Source organism: uncultured Clostridium sp. (assembly GCF_947039605.1).
Lineage (GTDB): Bacteria > Bacillota > Clostridia > Clostridiales > Clostridiaceae > Sarcina.
The window spans coordinates 1-25,240 of sequence record NZ_CAMQZG010000002.1; the positions used below are offsets into that span (position 1 = coordinate 1).

A 25,240-nucleotide genomic window follows, 5' to 3' on the forward strand; every position below is an offset into this window, starting at 1 on the left:
AAATCTGTCGTCGTAGACTTCGAAGGTTCGAATCCTTCTCCCACTACCATTTTTTAAAAAATAAAGAATAGGTCCAAAATTAAACAATATGTTGATAGGCAGAACAGCTAATTTGCAATCAGCAGGTTATTGGTTCAAGTCCGATTATTAGCTCCATATAGGGTGGGGTTCCCGAGTGGCCAAAGGGAACAGACTGTAAATCTGTCGTCGTAGACTTCGAAGGTTCGAATCCTTCTCCCACTACCATGTGTAGATACTAAATTTTAGTATCTACACTTTTTTAAAGAAATATATTTAAACAAATTATGAACATAAATTAGAATTAAATAAATAAAACTCTTATCAAGAGAGGTGGAGGGATAGGGCCCGATGAAACCCGGCAACCAGTTAGTAATAACATGGTGCCAATTCCTGCAAAATATCTATATATTTTGCGAGATAAGAGGAGATTATTTTTGTGATACAGAAAGTCTCTTCTTGATTGAAGAGGCTTTATTTTTTTAATATAAATCAAACAAAATAAATAAAATGTAACAAAAGAGAGGAGGCAGTTATCTACAAAAGAGTGGATAACGCAAATATTATGAGAAGATTATTTACATCAGAATCAGTAACAGAAGGACACCCAGATAAAATGTGTGACCAAATTTCAGATGCAGTATTAGACGCAATTATGGCTCAAGATCCAGAGGCTAGAGTTGCTTGTGAAACTGCAGTAACAACAGGTCTTGTAGTAGTTATGGGAGAAATCACAACAAACTGTTATGTTGATATTCCTAAAGTTGTTAGAGCTAAAGTCAAAGAAATTGGATATGATAGAGCTAAATTTGGATTTGACTGCGAAACTTGTTCAGTAATGACAACTATCGATGAGCAATCAAGAGATATAGCTATGGGAGTTGACGAAGCTTTAGAATCAAGAGAAGGACAAAAAGATGATGTTGAAGCTGTAGGAGCTGGAGATCAAGGAATGATGTTCGGATTCGCTACAAACGAAACTGAAGAGTTCATGCCTGCACCAATAGCTATGGCTCACAGATTAGCAAGAAAATTATCAGAAGTTAGAAAAAATGGTACACTTGCATACTTAAGACCAGATGGTAAAACTCAGGTTACAGTTGAGTATGAAGATAACAAGCCAGTTAGAATAGATACAATAGTAATTTCAACACAACACGGAGAAGAAGTTACTTTAGAGCAAATACAAGCAGATATTAAAAAATATGTAATAGAAGCTGAAATGCCAGCTGAATTATTAGATGAAAACACAAGATACTTCATAAACCCAACAGGTAGATTTGTTATTGGAGGACCTCAAGGAGATTCAGGTCTTACAGGAAGAAAAATTATTGTTGACACATACGGCGGATACGGAAGACACGGTGGTGGAGCTTTCTCAGGAAAAGACTGCACTAAAGTTGATAGATCAGCTGCATATGCTGCTAGATGGGTAGCTAAAAACTTAGTTGCTGCTGGTGTTGCAGATAAACTTGAAATTCAAGTAGCTTACGCTATCGGTGTTGCTAAACCAGTTTCAATAGTAGTAGATACTTTTGGAACAGGAAAAATAGCAGATGCTAAAATAGTTGAAATAATCAACTCAGTATTCGATTTAAGACCTGGTGCTATCATCAGAGACTTAGACCTAAGAAGACCTATATATGCACAAACAGCTGCTTATGGTCACTTCGGTAGAACTGATATTGAACTTCCATGGGAAAACTTAAATAAAGTTGAAGAAATCAAAAAATTCCTTTAATTTTAATTGTATAAAAAGAGCAAACTAGAAATTCTAGTTTGCTCTTTTTTTATAAATAATAAAGCAATATTTGTAATTTGAGTTATTTATTTATATAATATAGTTAATAAATATTAATTAATTTTTATTAACTATATTGGAGGATGAAATGAGTATTAAGGAAAATTTAGAAAATATATTTTTAAATACTGCTCTTGTAGAGTATAAAGAGAGTAGAAATAGAAAATCGAAGATGGCAGATATAAATAATATTTCATATATATATTTATGTGTTATTTATAAAGAACTTCAGACTACAGTTTCAAAAATAGCAAGTGAATTACAAGTATCAAAACCATATGTAACTAATCAAATTAACATTTTAGTTAAAAAGGGTTTAGTACATAAGATTCAGTCTAAGCTAGATAAAAGAGTGTATTTTTTAGAAGTTGATACCGAAGTTAAAGATTATTTTGATGAGGGAGAAGTTGAATTAAATGATTTAATTCAAGGAATAGAAAAAGAATTTTCAAAAGAAAAAATAGAAGCCTTTGATGAAATATTAGAGTTTATAAATAACAATATTTCATTGAAATAAGGTGAATTTTTAAGGGGGGAAAATGAGTAAAATTGATTTAGGCAAAGATAAAATTAGTAAATTATTTTTAAATTATGCAATTCCGGGTGCGATAGGTATGATAGTCATGTCAATATATATGATTATTGATGGGATTTTTGTAGGGAACTTTGTAGGACCAGAAGCATTAGCGGCTATAAATTTAGCGTTTCCTATATTTATGATATTTATAGGTGTACTTGATATGATAGGAATTGGAGGCTCTATATTTACATCAATCAAACTTGGGGAAGGAAATTTAAAGAAGGCGAAAGAAACATTTAGTTTTACTCTTTTTATAAATTTAGCTATAGGGTGTATAATATTTTTCCTTATTTTTATATTAGCAGAACCAATGTTAAATTTGGTAGGTGCTAAAGGAGATTTGTTAACTTTAGCTGTTCAGTATATAAGAGTTTTTTGTTTATTTGGGCCACTTATGATGCTTTTTTATATGTTAGATAGTTTTGTTAGAATTGATGGAAGTCCGAGGTTAAGTATGATACTTGGAATTATTTCATCTATTTTAAATATTATTTTAGATTATATATTTATAGTAGTTTTAGGCTATGGATTAATAGGAGCAGCAGTTGCAACGGGTATAAGTGCATCACTTGCGGGAATTTTAGCTTTAGGATATTTCTTTACTAAGAAATCTAAATTAAAAGTAGTAAAACCGGTGGGGGATTTTAAGTTATTTAAAGAAATGGCTTACAATGGGTCATCTGAGTTTTTAGGACAAATATCAAATTCAATTGCAAATATTGCAATTAACTTTGTTATTCTAAGACAACTTGGAACTCTTGGAATTACAGCTATTAGTATTATTATGTATATAAATTCAATTGTAACGGGATTAACTTTTGGACTTGCAGATTCTATTTCTGGAATTGTAAGTTTCAATCTTGGAGCAAGACAAATTAAACGAGTGAAGGAAGTACTTAAATTTGCATATATAACAGCATTTGTTCTTGGAGTAAGTGCGTATATTTTAGTTGTATTAAATCAAGATTTTTTAATTTCTATATTTATAGATAATGCATCTATAGAGTTATATAATTTAACAGCTTCGGCTAGTAAGATAATGTTTATATCTTATTTTTTTCTATGGTTTAATATGGTTTCCACATCATATTTTACAGCAATAAAGAATGCAAAAGTTTCAATAATAATTGCAGTTAGTAGAAGTCTTATTTTTATTTTGATAGGACTTATAGTATTTCCATATATCATGCCTAATAGGGGCATATGGCTAGTAATTCCTTTTGCAGAATTTTGCACTTTATTTGTTTCATTATATCATTTGAAAAAATCTGATTTAGAAAAGATTAGTGAGAGGCTAGATAAAGAAAATGAATTAGAACACAAGTGTAAACAAGATATAATTGATGAAGGTATTATATAGAAAAAGGAGTATGAGATATGTCTCATACTCCTTTTTTAGTATTAGTTTTGGTGTACTAAGTTACCATTTACAAATACTTTTTTGATATTTATATTTTTATCAAATAGTAATAAATCAGCATCAAAGCCTTCTTTGATTTGACCTTTTCTATCTTCAACTTTACAAAGTTTAGCTGGGTTATATGCAGCCATTCTTACAACTTCGTTTAATGGATATTCTGTATTTTCAAATACATTTCTTACAGCATTATCAAGTGTTAATACTGAACCAGCAAGTGCACCATTTAAAAGTCTAGCAGCACCATCGGCAACTATAACATCTTGTCCACCAAGGCTATATTTTCCATCAGGCATACAACAAGCCATCATTGCATCTGTTACAAGTAACATTTTATCTGTACCTTTATTTTTATAAGCCACTCTAAGACTTGGATAAGCTATATGAATCCCATCTGAAATAGTTTCAGTAGTGATGTTTGAGTCAAATATAGCTCCTACAGCTCCTGGTGCTCTGTGTGTGAATCCTGACATAGCATTGAATAAGTGTGTAGCATGTGAGCATCCACATTTAATTCCTTCCATAGTTTGCTCATAAGTAGCTTTTGTATGACCTATTGATGCAACTATTCCTTTACTTGCAAGATATTTGATAAGCTCTGAAGCTCCCTCAATTTCTGGTGCTATAGTTAATGACACAACTGCATCTTCATAATCTCCAACAATTTTGTGGAAGTTTTCCACTGATGGTGTGATTAAGAAGTTTGGATTTTGAGCGCCTATAGCTGATAAGCTTAAGAAAGGTCCTTCAAGATGTGCTCCAAGAACATTAGCTCCATCAGTTCCATTTTCTTTAGCTTGTTTGATGACACTCATTGATTGAACAATAGAGTCAGCACCCATAGTCATTGTTGTAGGTGTGAATGAAGTAGTTCCTCTAGTAACGATAACTTTAGCAATTTCATTAATTGCCTCAAAAGTACCATCCATAGTATCATGACCACCAGCACCATGTATGTGAACATCTATAAATCCAGGTGAAAGGTATAAACCCTCTGCATCTATAATATTTTCTTCTGTTGAGTTAACAGGATTTATTTGTGCTATTTTTCCATCCTTAACAAGAACAGACCCTTTTTCTACTTTATCTAAATAAATAATATTACAATTTTTAATTAACATATCTAAAACGCCTCCTTACTATATAAATATATATTAAGGCATTTTGATAATAGAAGTCAATTATCAATGTTCATAGAAATGATTTAAAAAAATAAAATATGATATAATTATAGTAATAAAATTTATTTTTAGGAGTTAAAAATGGAAGAATTAAAAGGAATCGTTGAAAGTATAGTATTTAAGAGTGAAGATACAGGATATACAGTTTTAAAGTTTAGAGAAGGAACACAAGTACATACAGCAGTTGGCTCAGTACCACATATAAAAGAAGGGCAAAATTTGAACTTACAAGGAAACTGGGCTGCTCATGCTCAGTTTGGTAGACAATTTAAAATAGAAGAGTGTATGGAAATTCTGCCAACATCAAAAGAGGGAATAGAAAGATATTTAGCATCAGGGGTCATACATGGAATAGGACCTGTTACTGCAAAAAAAATAATATCAAAGTTTGGGGAGAAAACATTAGAGATTCTTGATAATGACATACAAAAACTTAAAATGGTTGAGGGTATAGGTAAAAAAAAGCTAGAAATAATTATTGAATCATATAATGAACAGAAAGAGCTTAAAAATATATCTATATTCTTCCAAGAACATGGCATTAGTATGAATCAGACTCTTAAAATTTATAAAAAGTACGGTAATATAGCTATTGATGTTGTTAAAGAGAATCCATATATACTTTGTGATGAGATTTCTGGAATTGGATTTAGGACAGCAGATAAAATAGCACAATCAATAGGAATAAAGGAAACATCAGCATTTAGAATTCAGAGTGGATTAAAATATTTGATTAATAATTTTTGTGGAGCTGGAAATACATATATGCCAAAAGAAGAACTTATTAAAGATGCAGTTGAAACATTAAATGTTGAGAAGAAAATTATAGAAGAGAATATAGTGAATGCAAGTTTGGATAATAAAATAAGAGTTGAAATGCTTGAAGAACATGAGGGTGTATTTACAATACCACATTATTATAGTGAACTTGGAATAACTAATAAAATATTAACACTTGCTATATCTAATTTTCAAAATATAAATGTTGATATTGAAGATTTAGTTTCAAGATTTGAGCAGTTTAATAAAATTACATTTGCACCATCACAAAGAGAAGCCATTTTAGGAGCTTTTAATAACGGGATAGAGATTATCACAGGAGGCCCAGGAACAGGTAAGACAACTATAATTAAAGCGATTATAGACATATTTGAGCAATGCAAGATGAAAGTTGTTCTTGCAGCTCCAACAGGTAGAGCAGCTAAAAGAATGTCAGAGTCAACAGGTAGAGAGGCAAAAACTATCCATAGACTTTTGGATATGGTAGTCGCTGATACTGAGGAAGAGAAAGTATTCCAAAAAATTGATTCAGAGCCCATAGATGCAGATGTTGTTATTGTTGATGAGGCATCTATGATTGATGTATCGCTTATGAATAATTTACTTAAATCTATTAAGGTTGGAACAAGACTTATAATAGTTGGAGATATAGACCAACTTCCATCAGTTGGGCCAGGAAATGTTTTAAGTGACCTTATAGAAAGTAACTTTACAAAAGTAGTAAGACTTGGTGAAATTTTTAGACAGGGCAAAGAAAGTATGATAGTTGTTAATGCCCATAAAATTAATAAGGGAGAGATGCCTTTATTAAATGAAAAGGGAAAAGATTTTTTCTTTGTTAGAGAAGAGATGCAAGATAGAATGGTTAATACTATTGTAGACCTTGTTAATAGAAGACTTCCTAAATTCAATGATACTTGGGATAAATATAAGGATATACAAATACTCTCACCTATGAAAAAAGGTAATCTTGGTGTCATGAATTTAAACCAAGAACTTCAAAAAGTTTTAAATGAAAAAAAACCATACAAGCAGGAAAAAACTTTTAGAGATATCACTTTTAGAGAAGGTGATAAAGTTATGCAAATTAAAAATAATTATAATTTAAAATGGACTAGAATTAATGGATTTGGTGATAATGAAGGTGAAGGTGTCTTTAATGGAGATATGGGATTTATTGATTCGATAGATAATGAGGGAAAGACTCTTGCTATTATATTTGATGATGAAAGAAGAGTTGTTTATGATTTTACATTTTTAGATGAGTTAGAACTTGCATATGCTATTACTATTCATAAAAGTCAGGGGAGTGAGTTCCCTGTGGTTATTATACCTGTTTATATGGGCGCACCGTTTCTTATGAATAGAAATTTACTCTATACAGGTATTACTAGGGCTAAGCAGATGGTTGTGGTTGTAGGGGTTCCTAGAGCTTTAAAATTCATGGTAGATAATACTAGAAGTATGGATAGACATTCATCACTTAAATGGAGAATTAAAGAAATTATTGGAAATGATGCATTTGAAAGTTTAGTAAAAGTTGAAGATGTAAAAGAAGAATAGATAGGAGGGGGAAAAGTGAATCAAAAAAAATATTATAAAAATATAGATCAAGGATGTATAGGAATTCAAGAAGAATTAGCTAATGATGGAAGATTTATAAATATAGTAATGGAACCTTATAAAGCACAGAAAGTAATAGAAAATATGATATCTTGGAATGATGATAAAAGAATATTATATTTAAGTTTTAAGGCTATAGAATTAAATACTAAAACTATTTATGAAAGATTATTCTTTGATAATTTTGAAAAGATTTCAAAATCGTATGATTTTATAATAATTGATGATATAAGCTTTTACTCTAACTATAATAAAGCAGCAATAACTGAAATTATTGATTTAGCATATAAAATGGCCGAAAAAATATTAATATTTTCAATTGATATAGTTATTGCAAAATCAGAAACATTATATATAACAACACAAGATAGAGAAACTCACTTTAAAGAACCAAGGATAATAGTATCAAGGTTTGATTTAAGAGAAAGAATACCATATGTATTTTATACTTATCTTGAGTGGTTTTATAGTAAGGGTGAGAATGTAATTATTTATGTTCAAAAAGAGAAAGCGGAAGATGTTTATAATAAGTTTTTAGAACTTGAGAAAGAGTTTAAGGATATTGAAATTATAAATTACAGTGGAAAAAGTTCTGAACTTTACAATAGCTTAAATGATAGAAAAAATTCAGTTATAATACACAGTAATATACAAGGGCTTATAGATAATATAAAAAATACTAATGTCATAATGTACAATGATAGTAGAAATTTTTATTCGTATAAGGAAGTTGTATTTTTATGCGGAAGATACTCTGTGCTTACAGAAAAGAAGGAACTTATATTATTAAGCAAAAAAGAAAGTGAAAATATAGATAAAGCAAAGAGAATAACTAGATTATATAATGAAATAGCTTGGAGGGATTAGGAATAGTTAAATATTTATTTAATTGTCTTTTAGAAATTGTATACCCAAGGGCATATAAATGTATTTCATGTAAGATGGATATTGATGAGGATGTTTTGTGCAGTAAATGTTTAAGTCAAAGTAGCGAGGCAAATGGAAGTTATAAAACTTTAGATATTGAAAAAATGTATAGTTGCAGGTATTATTCAGATTCTATGAGGAAGCTTATAGTTGCATATAAGTCTAAGAAAAATTTTGAGGTAGGAGAATACTTTATAAAGATTTTAATTGATAAGATAGAAAAGGAAAAAATAGAGTTTGATTTAATAACATTTGTTCCAAGTAGCAAAGTAACTATACGAAAAAGAGGGTTTGACCATGGTAGATATTTAGCAAAGGGGATAAGTAGCTATTTTAATAAAGAGATAATTGAAATTTTATATAAAACTGAAAATTCAAAAGAACAGAAAAAATTAAGTGCATATGAGAGAAGAAAAAATATGGAGAGTGCATTTAAGATAATAGAAAAAAAGAGCAGTGTGGATGGAAAGAGGATATTATTTATAGATGATATCCTAACAACTGGATATACTGTTAGCATTTGCAAGAGTATTATAGAAAAATCTTATAAAGTAGACATAATTCCCTTGACTGTTATAAAAAGTAGTATATAATAATATGTGGTGCTAGGTCTGTGGTTGAAAGTCGATGCCAGTTGCAGGCGAAACGATCCACGTAAGCTAATCAAAGTATTAGTGAGCATGGTGCAGCTTAGAAGTAAGCCCTACCGAGAAAATCGAGAGGGTTAGTAGTGAGAGGTTGAATCCGGGTAGCAAAAGCTCCAGTAGGCGAGTGTGGGGTCAAAGATCAGGTCAGCTAGCACCTTTATAAAACTGTTAGAATTTATTCTAATGGTTATTTTTTTATACTTTTTTGAAAAAACCCTACATTCTACTCTACTACGAAAATGTTTACATGTCAAACTTCAAAAAAATGTAAAAAACATAGAGAAGTGAAGATAAAGTAGATTTTCTTAGTGAATTTGATATAAGTACGTTCTTTTTTGGACTTTGAAATTAAACAATGAAAAGAGTAGAATAAAGACATAATAACAATTAAATTAATTACTTAGTTTAACTGTTCGTCGAAAGGGGCTGAGCATATGAAAGTGAAAATTCATGCAAGAAATATTAAATTAACAGAGGCTTTAAAAGAAACAGTAGAAAAGAAAGTGTTAAAACTTGAGAAATACTTTATTGAAGATGTAGAAGCAAAGGTAACTTTAAGTGTTCAGAAAAACAGACACATAGTGGAAGTTTTAATCCCGTTCAATGGTATATGCATAAGAGCAGAGGAATCTACTGATGATATGTACAAGGGAATAGACTTAGTTGAAGAGAAATTAGAAAGACAAATTGTTAAGCATAAAACTAAACTTAAAAGAGATGAGTATAGCTCAGTAAGATATCCAGTTATAGAACATGAGAAATTTGCAGTTCAAGAAGAGGAAGATAAAATCGTTAAAGTTAAAAGATTTGATTTAAAACCTATGAATGCGGAAGAGGCAGTACTTCAAATGGATCTTATAGGACACAACTTCTTTGTTTATAGAGATGGAGAAACAAATGAAACAAAGGTAGTTTATAAAAGAAAAGATGGACATTATGGTTTAATTGAACCAGATGACTATAATTAAAAAGAATAATTAAGTGTATATATAGATAGGAAGTAGTAGTAAAGAAATTTTACTACTACTTTTTTATGTTATGAATACTAACAAATGGACTTGTAAGTTTTTCAATAAAATGGTATATTGAATTAAAAAATTCAAGTTCGTATATGCTCAATTTGTAATGGTTTGAGTGTTTCTACAGGGAGCCAAAATCCCTACTACGAATGTATAGAGTTTCTATATATTCCTATTATATTGAATTTGATAAAGCATTTAGGGGGATACATATGAAATTATTAAAAGATAAAATAGTTAAAGATGGAATAGTAAGAGAAGGTAATATATTAAAAGTAGATAGTTTTTTAAATCATCAAATGGATATAAAACTTTTAAATGAATTTGGTAAAGAGTTTAAAAAGAGATTTGAAGGTGAAAAAATAGATAAAATACTTACTATTGAAGCATCAGGAATAGGAATTGCAGCTATAGTAGCTCAATATTTTGATTTTGTACCAGTTGTTTTTGCTAAAAAAACAGAAAGTCTAAATTTAGATAGAGAATTATATGAGGCAAAAGTTCATTCTTTTACTAAGCAAAAAACATATAGTGTTAGAGTTGGAAAAAGATTTTTAAGTGAAGGAGAGAATATTCTTGTGATAGATGATTTTTTAGCAAAAGGTTGTGCAGCAAAGGGTCTTATGGAAATAATTAAACAATCTAAAACTAATCTTGTTGGAATAGGAATTGTTATTGAAAAAGGATTCCAAGAGGGAAGAGATGTTTTAGAGGCACTTGGTGCAAGGGTTGAATCACTTGCAATTTTAGACGCTTTTGAAGACGGAGAAATAAAATTTAAATAGAATAATTGTTAAGGTCATGGTAACTACTAATAGTATGTATTATGACTTTTTTGCTTAATTTTAAATAAAAGTGAATTTATTAAGGAAATTTATTTAAAATTTACCTAAATAAAGAAGTTTAATTGAAAATGTACGTATAAAAGTGTTATAATTAACATTAAATAATCGAGAGAATTAAGGAGAATGAAGATGGGTTTCTTAGATAAAATTTTTGGAAGTTACAGTGAAAGACAAGTCAAAAAAATAATACCTGTAGTTGATCAGATAGATGCTCTTGTTTCTGAAATGGAAAAACTATCAGAAGATGAATTAAGAGGGAAAACGCAAGAATTTAGAGATAGACTTGAAAAAGGTGAAACTCTAAATGACCTTTTAGTAGAAGCTTTTGCAGTTGTAAGAGAAGCGGCAAGAAGACAGCTTGGGATGAGTCATTATAGAGAGCAAATGATTGGTGGTATAGTACTTCACCAAGGAAGAATTGCAGAGATGAAAACAGGGGAAGGTAAAACTTTAGTTGGAACACTTCCAGTTTATTTAAATGCTCTAAGTGGTAAAGGAGTACATGTTATTACAGTCAATGACTATCTTGCATCAAGAGATAGAGAGCAAATGGCAACTGTTTATGAGTATTTAGGACTTACAACAGGAGTTATAGTTCATGGTCTAAATAATGACCAAAGAAGAGAATCTTATAATGCGGACATAACATATGGAACAAATAATGAATTTGGATTTGACTACTTAAGAGACAACATGGTTATCTACAAAGAAGAAAGAGTTCAAAGAAAACTTAATTACTGTGTAGTTGATGAGGTTGACTCAATCCTTATAGATGAGGCTAGAACACCACTTATCATCTCAGGACAGGGAGAAAAATCAACTGATTTTTATAAAATAGCTGATTTCTTTGTTAAAAGACTTAAAGTTGAAACACACTTTACTGTAGATGAAAAAGGTCATGCTGTTATGTTAACAGATGAAGGTATTGTAGAGGCAGAAAAAGCATTTAATGTAGAAAACTATGCTGATGCTGATAATATGCAACTTCAACACTATATAACACAAGGTTTAAAAGCTAATCACTTAATGAAGCTTGATAAAGATTATATGGTTAAAGATGATGAAATTATCATAGTTGATGAATTTACAGGAAGACTTATGGAAGGAAGAAGATACTCAGATGGATTACACCAAGCTATAGAAGCTAAAGAGGGTGTTAAAATCAAAAGAGAATCTAAAACACTTGCGACTATCACATTCCAAAATTACTTTAGGATGTATGATAAATTATCAGGTATGACAGGTACTGCCTTAACAGAGGAAAATGAATTTAGAGATATATATAGCTTAGATGTTGTTGTTATCCCAACTCATAGACCAATACAAAGACTTGACCAAAAAGATTTAGTTTATAAAAATCAAAAAGGTAAGTATTTAGCTATTGTAGAAGATATTATTGAAACTAATAGAAAAGGTCAGCCAGTTCTTGTTGGTACAACAAGTATTGAAAAATCAGAGATAGTTTCAGGAATTCTTAAGCAAAGAGGAATAGGTCATAAGGTCTTAAATGCTAAGTATCACGAGCAAGAGGCTGAGATAGTTTCAAGAGCTGGTGAATATGGAAGAATTACAATTGCTACAAATATGGCTGGAAGAGGAACAGATATCAAGCTTGGTGAAGGTGTTATTGAAGCTGGTGGTTTAAAAATCATTGGTACTGAAAGACATGAATCAAGAAGAATAGATAATCAGCTTAGAGGGCGTGCTGGTAGACAGGGAGATCCAGGTGAGTCAAGATTCTATGTGTCACTTGAGGATGATCTTATGAGATTATTTGGTTCTGATAGAGTTATATCTATTGCTGATAAGCTTGGTCTTGCAGACGATGAAGCTATTGAAAATGGTATGGTTACTAAAACTATTGAGAATGCACAGAAAAAAGTAGAGGGTAATAACTTTGATATAAGAAAGAGCCTTCTTGGATATGATGATGTTATTAATAAGCAAAGAGAGATTATATATAAGCAAAGAACAGAAGTTCTTGAAGGTGAAGACCTTAAAGCTAGTGTAATTGGAATGATTAATAGCATAGTTGAAGATTCAGTTGCACTTCACCTTAATGAAGAGGATGATGAGTACGAGAATTCACTTAAATTATTCTTAACTTATTTAGAAGATGTATTCTTAGAGGTTGGTGTCTTTACCGTTGAAATGCTTAAAAATAAAGATGCAGATGAAGTTTTAGAGTTAATTAGAGATAAAGCTCATGAGTTATATGAAGCAAAAGAAGGTTCTATTGGTTCAGAACAAATGAGAGAGATTGAAAGAGTTATACTTCTTAAAATAGTTGATACTAAGTGGATGGATCATATAGATAATATGGATCATTTAAAGCAAGGAATAGGACTTATGGCTTATAAACAACAAGATCCAGTTCAAGCTTACCAACAACAAGGTAGTGATATGTTTATAGAGATGATTGATAGCATACAAAATGATACTGTTAAGTATCTTTATCATGTAAGAATTCAATCAGAAGCACCACAAAGAGAACAAGTTGCACAAGAAGTAGCAGCTACTCATGGGGGAGATAATACTCCAGCTAAAAAAGAGCCTGTAAGATCTGAAAAGATGACAGGAAGAAATGAAGCATGTCCATGTGGAAGTGGTAAAAAGTATAAAAATTGCTGTGGAAGAGAAGTAGTTTAGTATATGCAAAGAGGTTATTCATTTTTTATGAATAACCTCTTTTACTTTTATTTTAAAATCCTAAGACCTTCTGCAAATCTTTGATAAATAGTTATGAGCATCATAACTAAAAATAAAGAAATAATTAGTTTTAGGTGGCTTTGGAAAAGTATCATAGCAGAGAACATTATAAAACCTTCTGTCCTCTCAGCAAGACCTATTTGATATTTAAATGATTTAAATCCATTATTTTTAGCAAGTGCGCCAACTGTTAAAAATATAGTCATTGAAATTAATATGGTCACTGTGAGAAGTAATAAATAAAATGCTACATCAGGATGATTTAGTGCTGTAACAAGTATTATTCCAGTTTCAACAAGTCTATCAAAAGTTATATCCATTAAGGTTCCATATGGTGAAGTACTATTAGTAAGTCTAGCAATAGTACCATCAACAGAGTCTAAATAACCAGATACCCAAAGAAATATAAGTGATAAGATAGGCATGCTAAAATATAAAAATACAGCTGATAGAATACCTATGATAAGTGCGAGTGTAGTTACAACATTGGCACTTATTTTAATTTGAACAAATAATTTTGCGAGTTTTAAAATTATAGGATTTATATATTTTCTACCATAACTATCTAACAAGGTTAAGCCCTCCTTCTTTTATTTAAAGTAAATTTATAGATAGAAATTATTAGTATAATTACAACGATAATTGAAATTCCAATAAAGAGATGTTCTACATCATCAGTAAGGACTCCGCCAAGATATGAATATAAAATTGTAGCGGGAAGTTCCCCTAGTGCAGTTGCAATAAGAAACTCACCTATACTAAGTGCTGTTACACCAGCAAAATAACTAGTTAAGTCAAATGGAATAAAAGGAATTAGTCTAGCTATTAAAATAGAGTATCTTCCATATTTATTAAAGAAATTATCTATTTTTGAAATCATACTTTTATTACTAAGTTTTATAATAAAATCTCTTCCAAGTAATCTTCCTATGTAAAAACAAATTGTTGCACCAAGTAGTGAGCCTATCCATGCAATAAGTGCAGTATAGACCCAACCAAAAATAGCTGATGAAGCTATTATAGTAATAAAGTCAGGAATAACCATAATGACAGTTTGAACAGTAACCATAAGCATTGTGATTATAGGACCTCAAACTCCAAAGGATAAAATAAAGCTTCTTATAGTAGCTAGACTTACTAATGATGGATATTCTTTTTTTAATACAAAAAATAAAATTATTAAGATAGAAAGTATTATAAATAGAAATATAGAAATTATTTTTTTTAGTTTCAATAAATATCACCTCAATATTATTTAGTTTTCCAAAAATATATTTATATATTCTTTTTAAATTGGGAAAACCATAATTAGAGAGAAAGTTAAGGAGGGGTCATAATGAGTTATGATTATCATTTTATAGTTGTTGGAGCAGGAAGTGCAGGGCTTGTAGTAGCATCAGGAGTTGCAGGTCTTGGAGGTAAGGTAATGCTTATTGAAAAGGAAAAGATGGGTGGAGACTGCCTTAATACAGGTTGTGTTCCTAGTAAATCATTTTTGAAAATTGCACATGGTGTTAAGAGTGCTAGAGATCTTAATAAGTATGGAATAAATGTTGAGGTAGAAAAAGTTGATTTAAGAAATGTAATGGACTATGTAAGGAGTTCAATAAAAAAGATACATCCAAAAGATTCAAAGGAAAGATATGAAAGTCTTGGTGTGGATGTTGAGTTTGGTGAGGCTACTATAATTGATGCTAATTCAGTTAGAGTAAATGATAAGACTTTTACTAGTAAATTTATTGTTATAGCAACTGGTTCAGGGCCACTTATTCCTAAAGTAGAAGGGCTTGAAGAGGTTGGATATAGAACATCAGATACAATATTTGATTTAGATAAATTACCTGATGATTTACTTGTTTTAGGTGCAGGTCCTATAGGTTTAGAACTTGGGCAAGGCTTTTTAAATTTAGGTAGTAATGTTCATGTTGTTAATAGAGGTGAAGGATTATTTAGAAATGATGATGAAGAAGTTTCACAGTATATGCTTGATAAACTTGGAGCACAAGGCATGGAGTTTCATATGAATTCTGAGATTAAAAAGGTAGTGAAAAATAGTGAGGGTAGAATAGAGGTAACTTTAGAGGGGGAAACTAATAAAAAATTAATAGTAGATACTATACTTGTATCTATTGGTAGAAAACCTGATACTAAAAATTTAGGCCTTGAAAATGTAAATGTTGAGATGAGTACGAGAGGTCATGTAAATGTTGATTCTACTATGAGAACAAGTGTGAAAAGTATTTATGCTTGTGGTGATATAACAGGTAAGTTTGGATTTACACATATGGCAGGATATGAGGCTGGGATTGTTATAAGAAATTCAATTTTTAAAATGAAATATAGTGCTGATTATAATAAGGTAGCTTGGACTACATTTACATCACCAGAGGTTGCACATACAGGACTTACAGAGCAGATGGCAAAGGATAAAGGTGTGTTTGGTAGTGCAATTATTGTTGACTTTGATATGAATGATAGATATATAGTAGAAGATGAGAATGAAGGTTTTATAAAGGTTGTTTTAGATAGTGGGGATAAAATAATAGGAGCAACAGTGGCTGGAACAGATTCAAGTGAAATTATTCATGCGCTTACTGTTGCTATTTATAAAAAGATGAAGATTACTGATTTAAATAATATAATAGTTCCTTACCCTATGAGAGGTGATGTTATAAAAGAAGTTGCACTTAAAAAGGCTAAGGAAAAATTAACTAATTTTAATAAGAAAATAGTATCTAGATTCCTTGGAAATATTTAAGTGATAGCAGAGATTAAATTAGCTATAAAATCACTTATTACAACCCAAATAGAAAATTCATTACCACCGTATATTTGAATAAAGTTTCCAACTGTATTTTGAACTAAACAGATAGATACATTAAGTAATAAAACTAAGATGATAGATGAGACAATACTACTTATTATAGCTGCTTTAAGTCCACCACGTGCGTTTGCAAATATTGCACAAGGTGCTACATCAAAATAACAAGCTATAACCATAGGTAGAAGAGGAACGGCTAAAAGATTCATACTACTTAGAAGTGTGGTTAAACTTATAGTGGTTATAAGTGAAATTATAAAGCCTATCATAAGTGATGTTTTTCCATAAGGAAAAATCATTGGTATATCAAGGGCTGGAATTGAATTTGGGCATAATTTACTTGAGAGATTTGAAAATGATGGTATTATTTCAGAAAAAATCATTCTAACTCCAAGTAAAAGAATTACCATTCCGGCTGCAAATGTTATTCCTTGAGTTATTGAAAATATGATAGGTGAATTTCCAAATAATAAATTTGATGTTTTAGTATCAACAAAAAATGAAACTAAAATATAAATTATTGAAATTATTATAGAGGAAACTATATTTACATCTTTAAGAAAATCTAATGATTTTGGTAGGTTTAAATTTTCAGCACTATTTTCTTTATCACCAATAAATTTCCCTATATATGAACCTATTAGACAGAAAATAGAAGATGTATGTCCTATTGTAAAAGTAGTTTCACCACATACATATTTCATATGATTTTTTATGATATTTGGAAGTATTGTTATAACACACATATAAAGTATTAGTGCAAAGAAGAATAAAGTAAAACCATCAAGTTTATTCTCCATACCTACGGCTAAAAAAATCATAGGATACCAAAACAGTATATTTCCGGTGAGATATACTGTTTTTAATTTTGTATATCTAGCTAGAATAATATTTAGAATAAAACCAATAAACATTATAAGTCCTATAAAGCTACCGTGTTTATTTAAAAAAGTATTGAAATCAGCTAATGGAACTGTAGATGTATAGTTAAATAATGTTTTTAATGATTCGGATAGAGGTGTTACTGCTTTTATAATAGCTTCAACACCGAGCGAGAGTATAATCATTCCTATCATTGCTTTTATAGTAGAAGAAATCTTTTTAGTAAAATTAGAATCTGAGAATAAACATCCTATGAATGTTATAATACCTATAAAGAAAACTGGGTTTTTAAAGATTTCTAAAAAAGAATTTATAATTATATTCATAATAGGTTAGCTCCTTTAAGATTAAGTAAAAGATCATTTTTTAAAGCATTTTTGTCTATAAAATTTGTGACAGGCATTACTTTTAAATTAGTATTATCTTTTACATCTTCATAAAGATATTCAGATGTAACAATTAAATCACCGGTGATAGAAGATAGACTTGTTATATCAGAGGTTGTTACCTCTGCATCTATTTTTAGGTCTTTTAAAACATTTTCTAAATTGATTTTAAGTATAAGACTACTACCTATTCCAAATGCACATACAGAAACTATATTTAGTTTTTTCATAAAAATCTCCTAGTTTGATTATTTTATTAATTATATAGATATAGAATAGATTTTATGATTAATAAGATAATAGTGATTATTATGAGTAATAGAAATGGAAGTATTTATGGTATAATATAAGGAATTCTTAGTTGAAAGGGGTGCGAGGGTATGTTTAGAAAATCAGAATTAAAAGATGTAGATAAAATAATGCATATAATAAATCAGGCTCAGGAATATATTAAATCACAAGATATAGATCAGTGGCAAAATGGATATCCAAATTCAGAAACTATAAAAGATGATATAAAAAATGGAGTTAGTTATGTATTAGAAGAAGAGGGGAATATAGTAGCTACAACAGTTATCTCATTCGATGGAGAACCTACTTATGATAAGATTTATGATGGGGCATGGCTTAGTAATTATAATTTTGCAGTTATCCATAGAATAGCTGTAAATAATGATTATAAGGGTAGAGGTCTTGCAGGAAAACTTATAAAAGAAACAGAGAATTTCTGTAAAGAGAAGAATTTGAAAAGTATAAGAATAGATACACATACTAAAAATTTAGCAATGCAAAATTCAGTTAAGAAAAATGGGTTTGAGTATTGTGGAATTATTTATGTGCGTGATGGTAGCGAGAGAGTTGCTTTTGAAAAATTAATATAGAAATTAAAGGGTATCATTTAGTTGATACCCTTTAATTTTTGTCCAAGTTCATCTAGCATATGAAGAACAGGGCAAAGAGTTAAGCCAAGATGAGTAAGAGAGTATTCAACTCTTGGTGGTATTTCATTAAATTGTTCTCTATGAACTATTTTTAAATCTACAAGTTCTTTAAGTCTTCTTGTAAGCATTAGACTAGATATGCCTTCTAATCTTCTTTCAAGTTGATTAAATCTTATACATTCTTGATAGGATATTTCCCAAATTATTTTAAGTTTCCATTTTCCAGTTAGAGTTTTTAAGGCTAAATTTATAGTATCTTCATCTAAAGTTTCTTTTTTTGCATCCAATCTTTAAAACCTCCAATACTTAACTTTTTGTAAGTGACTTAATAAAAAGTGCGTTCTTGTTACTCATTTTCCTTTGAAGTATAATTAAGTTATAAATAGAACAGGATAACTAATGAGATAATTAAATAGTAGATTAAAAAGATGACATTTACAATAAAGAAATAAATAAGAGATAGAGAAGAGGCGAAATAACAAATGAAAAAGATATTATTAGTTTCAACAAGTCACAACGATATGAATGGTCACCCAACAGGACTTTGGTTAGAAGAATTAGCAGAGCCTTACAATATATTTAAAGAAGCAGGATTTGAAATTGAAATAGCATCAATAAAAGGTGGAGAGGTTCCAATTGATATTGTTTCAATTCCAGAGGGTGTTCCAGCACAGTATGAACATGTTATGCCATTATTAAAAACTACAAAGAAATTAGAAGATATGTTAAGTAAAGATTTTGATGCAGTAGTATTTGCTGGTGGACATGGTCCTTTAGAAGATTTTACTAATACGAAATCAGTAGCGGATATAATATTAAAATTAGATGAGAATGATAAAGTAGTAGCTGGAGTTTGTCATGGGCTTGCAGCATTCCTTAATGTTAAAACTAAAGAGGGAAAAGATTTTATAGCTGGTAGAAAACTTACAGGATTCACAAATACAGAGGAAGATTTAGCACAACTTTCAAGTCTTGTACCTTATGCACTTGAAACAGAGCTTGTAAAACAAGGTGCTAAGTTTGAGAGAGCTGGAGATTTTGTAGAGTGTGTAGTTATAGATAATAATCTTATAACAGGACAAAATCCGCAATCAAGTCACAAAATGGCGGTAGAAATAGTAAGCAAGTTAAAATAAGAATATATTAATAAAAGAAAAAGCAAATTGATAGCTTATGGCTATCAATTTGCTTTTTAATTTTAACATTCTATACTACGTCTAAATTCATCAAGGAAGCTTTGAGAAATTTTTCTAAGAGCGTGTCCTATTTCTCTATAAGCATCATCATTAAGGTTAGCAAGTGATATTCTAACTGACCATTGAGGTCCTTGGAATCCACTTCCACCAAGTAAAACTATTGATGATTCTTTTGCAAGTCTATATAAAACCTGAACAGGTTTATAATTCATTTCTAGGAAATCAGCAAAATCTTGTCCGTAGTTATTTTTTGCCCAATCAAGTAAATCAAATTCTGCATAATAGTTAGCATTAAGATTATTTACTGTAATTTCAAGACCAAGACCATCATATAGAAGTCTTTTTCTTTTAAGACAAATAGCCATTGTTAAGTTTTTATATGCATCATCTTTATCAAGAACAGCAAAGGCACAGAAAAATGCCATTTGAACTTGCTGTGGTGTTGAAAGACCAGCAGTATGATTTAAAGCAACTTGTCTACTATCTGCAACTATTCTATCAACAAATTTAATATCTTCTGGAGTAGTGCTTAGATGACCATATCTACTGCTTAATTCTTTATGATAACGAGGAGGAAGTTCTTTTATAAGCTTATCAAATATATTATTTTCATGTATTGCGATTGTTCCAAGTCTCCAACCTGTTACTCCAAAATATTTAGAGAATGAATAAACACCTATTGTATTGTAAGGTATTTCTGACATAAGAGATTTAAAATCAGGTACAAAAGTACCATAAACATCATCAGAGATAACCATAAGGTCCTTATTATGATTTTCAACTATATCAGCAATGTAACTTCTACCATCTGAGTTAAGTGCAATAGATGATGGATTACTTGGGTTAACTATAAATAAAGCTATTATTGATGGGTCTTTAAGTTTATCAAGTTCACTTTGAGAATACTGCCCAAAATCATCTCCACAAGAAGTATCTGAATTAGCTATTATAGGAACTATTTCAAGTCCGTATTGTGGAAGGATGGGTATCTCGAGGTAAGGTGTGAAAACAGGAACCATAATAGCAATTTTATCACCTTTAACAAGTAAGTTATTTGATCTTAAAGTATCAAATATATAGCACATAGCTGCAGTTGCCCCTTCAACAGCAAAGATATCAAATTTACCACCTTTTCCTGTATCATAAGCCATTTCTTTAGCTAGATAATCATGTACTAATCCTTCTATATGACGAAGCATTCTATCCGGAAATGGGTAGTTATCACCAATTATTGCATCTGCAAGTTCGTGAACAAAAGCATCTTTATTAAAACCTTTTTCATAGACACCATATTCTATTATTTTATCAAGAAGCTCTATTCCTGGAGCTTTTAAATTTTCTTCTACATATTTTTTGAATCTATCATATATTCCATTTTTATGAGGCATTCCACCAAGGTCTTGTGCCTGCCAAGTTCTTCTTGATTCAGTTATTGCAAACTGTCCAAAAGTAAAGAAAGCTTCTCTTGGAGTTGTTGAAATCCAGTTAGGATTTCCACGACCTGCATCAAGGAGTGACCTTGTACTTTTCTTTTCACATCTTGTAGCAAGGTCTATAAGTGCATCTTTGAATTCAAATGGACTAACTTTTCCATAAATTGATTCAATTTCTTCTTCTTGTATGTTCTTCTTCATAAATGAGTCCTCCTAAGTTAAAATTATCAAAAATATCTAATTTAAATAAATTTTTGATAATAATACTATTGATTGTATAAATATAATATCAGGTCTGTATTAAAATGTTATTTTGAGTTTTAAAAATATTATAGCATATATAAATGACAGACTATTTTCATAATATTATCTATTTGCATAATATCGTGCAAAAAAATAATCATTTTTAAATAAAACTACCTTAAAATCAAATTTGATAAGGGAAAGAATAGAAAAAATTATTAATAGCTAAAAGTTAGAGTAAATATATTATTATTTTGACTTAGATGATAAGACAATAGGGTTAGGAAATAGATATCAATCTAAAAAAATATGCATTGCTAAAAAGTTAAGATGTAAATTATTCTGAAAAAAATAGGAGTATAATAAATATTATAAATAGATTTTAAAAGAAAATTAATAGAAATATATATAAGAGGGGCGTTTAATAATGGAAGGTAAATTAAAAGAATTAAAATTAGAACTTAAAAAGATATCTAATATAAATAGAGCACTTGCAGTTTTAGGATGGGATATGCAAACTAAGATGCCTAAAAAGGGTATTATGCAGCGCTCTGAAGTTGTAGAGCAACTTTCAGCAGATGCTTTTAGACTTGGAACTTCAAAAAAAATGGGAAGACTTATAGATGAAGCAATGAAAGAGTTTGATAGCCTATCAGATACAGATAAGGGAATAGTTAAACTTGCTAAAAAATCATATGATGAAACTGTAAAAATTCCAGAGGAAAGATATAGAGAATTTGTTGGGGCAACAGCACTTTCATTTGATGCTTGGCAAGAGGCTAAGTCAAAAAATGATTTTGAAATATTTAAACCACATTTAAAGAAAATGATAGATTTTAAAAGAGAATTTGCAGAGTACATGGGATATGAGGGAAGCAAATATAATGCTCTTTTAGGTGAATTTGAAGAGGGACTTACAGTTGATGTTCTTGATAAAACTTTTGGGGAACTTAGAGATGGAGTTTTAGAGCTTTTCAAGAAAATTGAAGCAAGTGATAAGGTTATAGATAGAAGTTTCTTATGTGGTGAGTTTGGAAAAGAGCCTCAAAAGAAATTTGCAGAGTTTGTTTTAGCAAAAATGGGATATGATTTTGAAAGAGGTAGACTTGATGAGAGTATGCACCCATTCACAACAGGTTTTGGAAATGGAGATGTTAGAATAACAACTAGCTATGCTCATCCTGATTTAACATACTGCTTATTTAGCTGTATACATGAAGGTGGACATGGAATTTATGAGCAAGATATTCCAGATGAGCTTCAGCAAACAGGTTTAGATTCAGGTCTTGCAATGAGCATACATGAGTCACAATCAAGATTTTATGAGAATTTAATTGGTAGAAGTAAAGAGTTTTGGGATTATTTCTTAGAGTATGCTAAATATGAATTTCCTAGTCTTAAAAATGTATCAGAAGAAGATTTCTACAATGCTATAAATCGTGTAGAGCCTTCTCTTATTAGAACAGAAGCTGATGAATTAACTTATAATCTTCATATTATTATTAGATATGAGATAGAAAAAGGATTAATCACAGGTGAAATTGAAATTGATGATGTTAAAGATGCTTGGAATAATAAATATAAAGAATATCTTGGAATCGAGCCAGATTGTGATGCTAATGGGATACTTCAAGATATGCATTGGTCAGATGGAGCATTTGGTTACTTCCCAAGTTATGCACTTGGAAATCTTTATGGAGCACAGATGCTTGTTAAGATGAAAGAGGATTATAAAGGTATGGAAGCTGATATTAGAGCTGGAAATCTAAAAGGAGTTCATAACTGGCTTGAAGAGAATATTCATATTCATGGAGCAACTTATAACCCAGGTGAACTTATAAAACTTTGCACAGGTAAAGAATTATCAGTTAAACCATTTATTGATTATTTAAATGATAAGTATTCAAAAATATATAATTTAAAATAAGATGAGAAGAGGACTGTTTAAATTAAACAGCCCTCTTTTTTTGTTAATTATCTGTGGTGCCAGAGAGTATATCAATACTTTTATCAACACAATCAACAGTTCCAACTAAAACTAGCAAATCACCACTAATAAGCTGTGTTGTAGCATTAGGTAAAAATTCATCATCATCTCGAGTTACAGAAAATATTCTGCAAGAATTTGAGAAAATACAATCTTTAAGTGGTTTATTTTCATAATCGGGATTAGATAAAACAACTTCCCTTATAACAAGGTCTTTGTTTTTCACCTTATCAGTTACTAAAGTTTTAGGAAGAAGTTTTTCAAATAATATAGGGAAAATAACACATGAAAGAATAGTTGCTAGGATAAAAGCAGAGTAATCAGCATTGCCTATATAACCAAATTCTAATGCAGCTTGAGCTGCAACTATAACTAAGCTAAGCTGTGCAGATAAAATCATTCCAGCAGATAGTGAAGTTTTCAAACCAAACTTTTTCTTTAACAATAATGATGGAATTAATTTTACTAATAAGAAGATTACTAATAAAACTAAAACTTTAAGTAAAATTATTGGCTTAGATAGAATGATTCTTAAATCAACATTAGCACCAACCATTATAAAGAATATTGGAATTAAAAAGCCGTATCCAATCATATCTAGTTGATGAGATACTTCCTCTTTAGCTTTTCCGATAAGCATAGAGAAGATTAATCCTGCAAGAAATGACCCAAGAACTATTTCTGTATCAAGTTTTTCAGCAACAACAACTAATATCAAAATAAGAGCAAAAGCAGCTCGTATTATTACATGAATATTTTTCATTGATGGAGTCTTAAAATCATGTTTTTCTATAAAGAATTTAGCTAAGTAGTATAGAATGATTGCACAAACAAATACCAAAATAAATTCAAAACTTTTTATAGAAAAACCATTTTCAGAGATTGAAAATATAATTGTAAGTCCAATTATAGAAACAAACTCACAGATAATACTAAAACTTAGAATGATTTGCCCAAAAGAACTTTTTAAAATTCCTTTTTGTTTAAACATAGGTACTATTAAGCCTGGTGATGATGCTGTAAATATTAATGCAAATAATACGAAGCCATTACTTATACCAAGGTATGGAAGTAAGAATATTGAAAGGACAAAAGCTATTATTGCAGATATTATAAACATTTTGATAGATGTGGTTATATGAGATTTATCTGTTTTTTTAGACAAAAGAGCATTAACATCTATTTCTAATCCACTTAAGAACATTAAGTAGGCAAGCCCAAGATTTGAAAGTAATAGTATAGTCATGTCAGGAGTTATTATATTTAAAAAAGTTTTTCCAACAATAACTCCAATTATTATTTCACCTACTTGATATGGAATTTTTACTGATTTTAGTTTTGAAACTAAAAATGGTGTAAAAAAAGCAATTATTGAAATGATAAGTAACGAGTTATAGTTTAATGTATGTTCCATAGTATATTCACAATCCTTTATGTAAATTTAATTTAGTTAATGTGATAAATACAATCACTTTTGTAGCTTGAATTTTAAAAATAAATACAAATGCTAAAAATAACATTTGTAATAATTCCATTTTATTAAATGTATTTGTATAGAGTATGAAGAAAATATTTATTACTTAAAAAGTAGTGGGATTTTATTAATTTTATAACTGAGAAGTGATTTAAGTTAAGGGATATAGTTTTTTTAGTATAAATGGAATTGAAAATTTTAGAATCTCCAAAATCAATCTGATTTTCTTTAAGCATTATATTTGAAAGTTCTTTTTTTGAATCAGTGTATTCACTACCTATTGAAATATAGGTAGGATTTTTAGTAGTTTTTCTATTGTGAAATTTAGGG

The 25,240-nt window shown here is 29.8% G+C and carries 21 protein-coding genes, 1 tRNA gene and 2 riboswitches; of the genes, 14 read left to right on the top strand and 8 right to left on the bottom strand.

Features of this window, described 5'->3' with window-relative positions:
- The first annotated feature begins 161 nt into the window (after positions 1-161).
- The 4 genes from Q0V24_RS01460 to Q0V24_RS01475 all read left to right on the top strand — a co-directional run bounded on the left by Q0V24_RS01460 (position 162) and on the right by Q0V24_RS01475 (position 3,759).
- Positions 162-246 (top strand) — tRNA-Tyr (locus Q0V24_RS01460).
- A gap of 90 nt (positions 247-336) precedes the next feature.
- Positions 337-445, top strand: a riboswitch (SAM riboswitch).
- 138 nt (positions 446-583) lie between these two features.
- The gene (gene metK / locus Q0V24_RS01465) at positions 584-1,759 is read left to right on the top strand and encodes a methionine adenosyltransferase (protein WP_297518193.1); all 1,176 of its coding nucleotides are present in this window, start codon (positions 584-586) and stop codon (positions 1,757-1,759) included.
- Positions 1,760-1,907: 148 nt separating this feature from the next.
- Positions 1,908-2,336, top strand: coding sequence for a MarR family transcriptional regulator (locus Q0V24_RS01470; RefSeq protein WP_297517908.1), 429 nt, complete (start codon positions 1,908-1,910; stop codon positions 2,334-2,336).
- A gap of 22 nt (positions 2,337-2,358) precedes the next feature.
- Positions 2,359-3,759 (top strand): MATE family efflux transporter, encoded by a 1,401-nt coding sequence (locus Q0V24_RS01475; RefSeq protein ID WP_297517911.1) that lies wholly within the window; start codon positions 2,359-2,361, stop codon positions 3,757-3,759.
- 41 nt (positions 3,760-3,800) lie between these two features.
- On the opposite strand, the gene nagA is transcribed toward Q0V24_RS01475, so the two are convergent.
- The gene (gene nagA / locus Q0V24_RS01480) at positions 3,801-4,937 is read right to left on the bottom strand and encodes an N-acetylglucosamine-6-phosphate deacetylase (RefSeq protein ID WP_297517914.1); all 1,137 of its coding nucleotides are present in this window, start codon (positions 4,935-4,937) and stop codon (positions 3,801-3,803) included.
- 141 nt (positions 4,938-5,078) lie between these two features.
- Here nagA and Q0V24_RS01485 point away from each other — a divergent pair, with 141 nt between their 5' ends.
- The 6 genes from Q0V24_RS01485 to secA all read left to right on the top strand — a co-directional run bounded on the left by Q0V24_RS01485 (position 5,079) and on the right by secA (position 13,487).
- Positions 5,079-7,340, top strand: a complete 2,262-nt coding sequence (locus Q0V24_RS01485) for an ATP-dependent RecD-like DNA helicase (RefSeq protein ID WP_297517917.1) — start codon at positions 5,079-5,081, stop codon at positions 7,338-7,340.
- A gap of 15 nt (positions 7,341-7,355) precedes the next feature.
- On the top strand, positions 7,356-8,267 hold the full coding sequence (locus Q0V24_RS01490) for a hypothetical protein (protein WP_297517919.1): 912 nt from the start codon (positions 7,356-7,358) through the stop codon (positions 8,265-8,267).
- Positions 8,255-8,920, top strand: a complete 666-nt coding sequence (locus Q0V24_RS01495) for a hypothetical protein (RefSeq protein WP_297517922.1) — start codon at positions 8,255-8,257, stop codon at positions 8,918-8,920. Before Q0V24_RS01490 ends, Q0V24_RS01495 begins: the two co-directional genes overlap by 13 nt.
- A 488-nt stretch (positions 8,921-9,408) precedes the next feature.
- The gene (gene raiA, locus Q0V24_RS01500; RefSeq protein ID WP_297517925.1) at positions 9,409-9,942 is read left to right on the top strand and encodes a ribosome-associated translation inhibitor RaiA; all 534 of its coding nucleotides are present in this window, start codon (positions 9,409-9,411) and stop codon (positions 9,940-9,942) included.
- Between the two features lie 117 nt (positions 9,943-10,059).
- A riboswitch (purine riboswitch) is annotated at positions 10,060-10,159 on the top strand.
- Between the two features lie 46 nt (positions 10,160-10,205).
- Positions 10,206-10,778, top strand: a complete 573-nt coding sequence (locus Q0V24_RS01505) for a xanthine phosphoribosyltransferase (protein WP_297517929.1) — start codon at positions 10,206-10,208, stop codon at positions 10,776-10,778.
- 189 nt (positions 10,779-10,967) lie between these two features.
- Positions 10,968-13,487 (top strand): preprotein translocase subunit SecA, encoded by a 2,520-nt coding sequence (gene secA / locus Q0V24_RS01510; protein WP_297517932.1) that lies wholly within the window; start codon positions 10,968-10,970, stop codon positions 13,485-13,487.
- 47 nt (positions 13,488-13,534) lie between these two features.
- Here secA and Q0V24_RS01515 read toward each other — a convergent pair whose 3' ends face one another.
- Entirely contained in the window at positions 13,535-14,119 is a 585-nt protein-coding gene (locus tag Q0V24_RS01515) for a CDP-alcohol phosphatidyltransferase family protein (RefSeq protein ID WP_297517935.1), read from the bottom strand.
- Positions 14,120-14,121: 2 nt separating this feature from the next.
- Positions 14,122-14,622 (bottom strand): TVP38/TMEM64 family protein, encoded by a 501-nt coding sequence (locus Q0V24_RS01520; RefSeq protein ID WP_297517938.1) that lies wholly within the window; start codon positions 14,620-14,622, stop codon positions 14,122-14,124.
- Between the two features lie 261 nt (positions 14,623-14,883).
- Here Q0V24_RS01520 and Q0V24_RS01525 point away from each other — a divergent pair, with 261 nt between their 5' ends.
- Entirely contained in the window at positions 14,884-16,305 is a 1,422-nt protein-coding gene (locus tag Q0V24_RS01525; RefSeq protein ID WP_297517941.1) for an FAD-dependent oxidoreductase, read from the top strand.
- Here the strand turns inward: Q0V24_RS01525 and Q0V24_RS01530 are convergent.
- Positions 16,302-17,576: a PTS transporter subunit IIC gene (locus Q0V24_RS01530; RefSeq protein WP_297517943.1), complete on the bottom strand. Its 1,275-nt coding sequence runs from the start codon at positions 17,574-17,576 to the stop codon at positions 16,302-16,304. The genes Q0V24_RS01525 and Q0V24_RS01530 overlap by 4 nt on opposite strands.
- On the bottom strand, positions 17,573-17,866 hold the full coding sequence (locus tag Q0V24_RS01535; RefSeq protein WP_297517945.1) for a PTS sugar transporter subunit IIB: 294 nt from the start codon (positions 17,864-17,866) through the stop codon (positions 17,573-17,575). Before Q0V24_RS01535 ends, Q0V24_RS01530 begins: the two co-directional genes overlap by 4 nt.
- A 150-nt stretch (positions 17,867-18,016) precedes the next feature.
- Here Q0V24_RS01535 and Q0V24_RS01540 point away from each other — a divergent pair, with 150 nt between their 5' ends.
- Positions 18,017-18,517: a GNAT family N-acetyltransferase gene (locus Q0V24_RS01540; RefSeq protein WP_297517948.1), complete on the top strand. Its 501-nt coding sequence runs from the start codon at positions 18,017-18,019 to the stop codon at positions 18,515-18,517.
- Positions 18,518-18,534: 17 nt separating this feature from the next.
- On the opposite strand, the gene Q0V24_RS01545 is transcribed toward Q0V24_RS01540, so the two are convergent.
- On the bottom strand, positions 18,535-18,864 hold the full coding sequence (locus Q0V24_RS01545) for a helix-turn-helix domain-containing protein (RefSeq protein ID WP_297517951.1): 330 nt from the start codon (positions 18,862-18,864) through the stop codon (positions 18,535-18,537).
- A 195-nt stretch (positions 18,865-19,059) separates the two neighbouring features.
- On the opposite strand from Q0V24_RS01545, the gene Q0V24_RS01550 reads away from it, so the two are divergent.
- Positions 19,060-19,713, top strand: coding sequence for a type 1 glutamine amidotransferase domain-containing protein (locus Q0V24_RS01550; protein WP_297517954.1), 654 nt, complete (start codon positions 19,060-19,062; stop codon positions 19,711-19,713).
- A gap of 62 nt (positions 19,714-19,775) precedes the next feature.
- Here the strand turns inward: Q0V24_RS01550 and aspD are convergent, their stop codons facing one another.
- A complete protein-coding gene (gene aspD, locus Q0V24_RS01555) occupies positions 19,776-21,407 on the bottom strand; it encodes an aspartate 4-decarboxylase (protein ID WP_297517957.1) in 1,632 nt (543 codons plus the stop codon).
- A gap of 469 nt (positions 21,408-21,876) precedes the next feature.
- On the opposite strand from aspD, the gene Q0V24_RS01560 reads away from it, so the two are divergent.
- Entirely contained in the window at positions 21,877-23,376 is a 1,500-nt protein-coding gene (locus Q0V24_RS01560) for a carboxypeptidase M32 (RefSeq protein ID WP_297517961.1), read from the top strand.
- Positions 23,377-23,419: 43 nt separating this feature from the next.
- Here Q0V24_RS01560 and Q0V24_RS01565 read toward each other — a convergent pair whose 3' ends face one another.
- Positions 23,420-24,850 carry a cation:proton antiporter gene (locus Q0V24_RS01565; protein WP_297517964.1) on the bottom strand — a complete coding sequence of 477 codons (1,431 nt, stop codon included), beginning with the start codon at positions 24,848-24,850 and terminating at the stop codon, positions 23,420-23,422.
- Between the last annotated feature and the right edge of the window lie 390 nt (positions 24,851-25,240).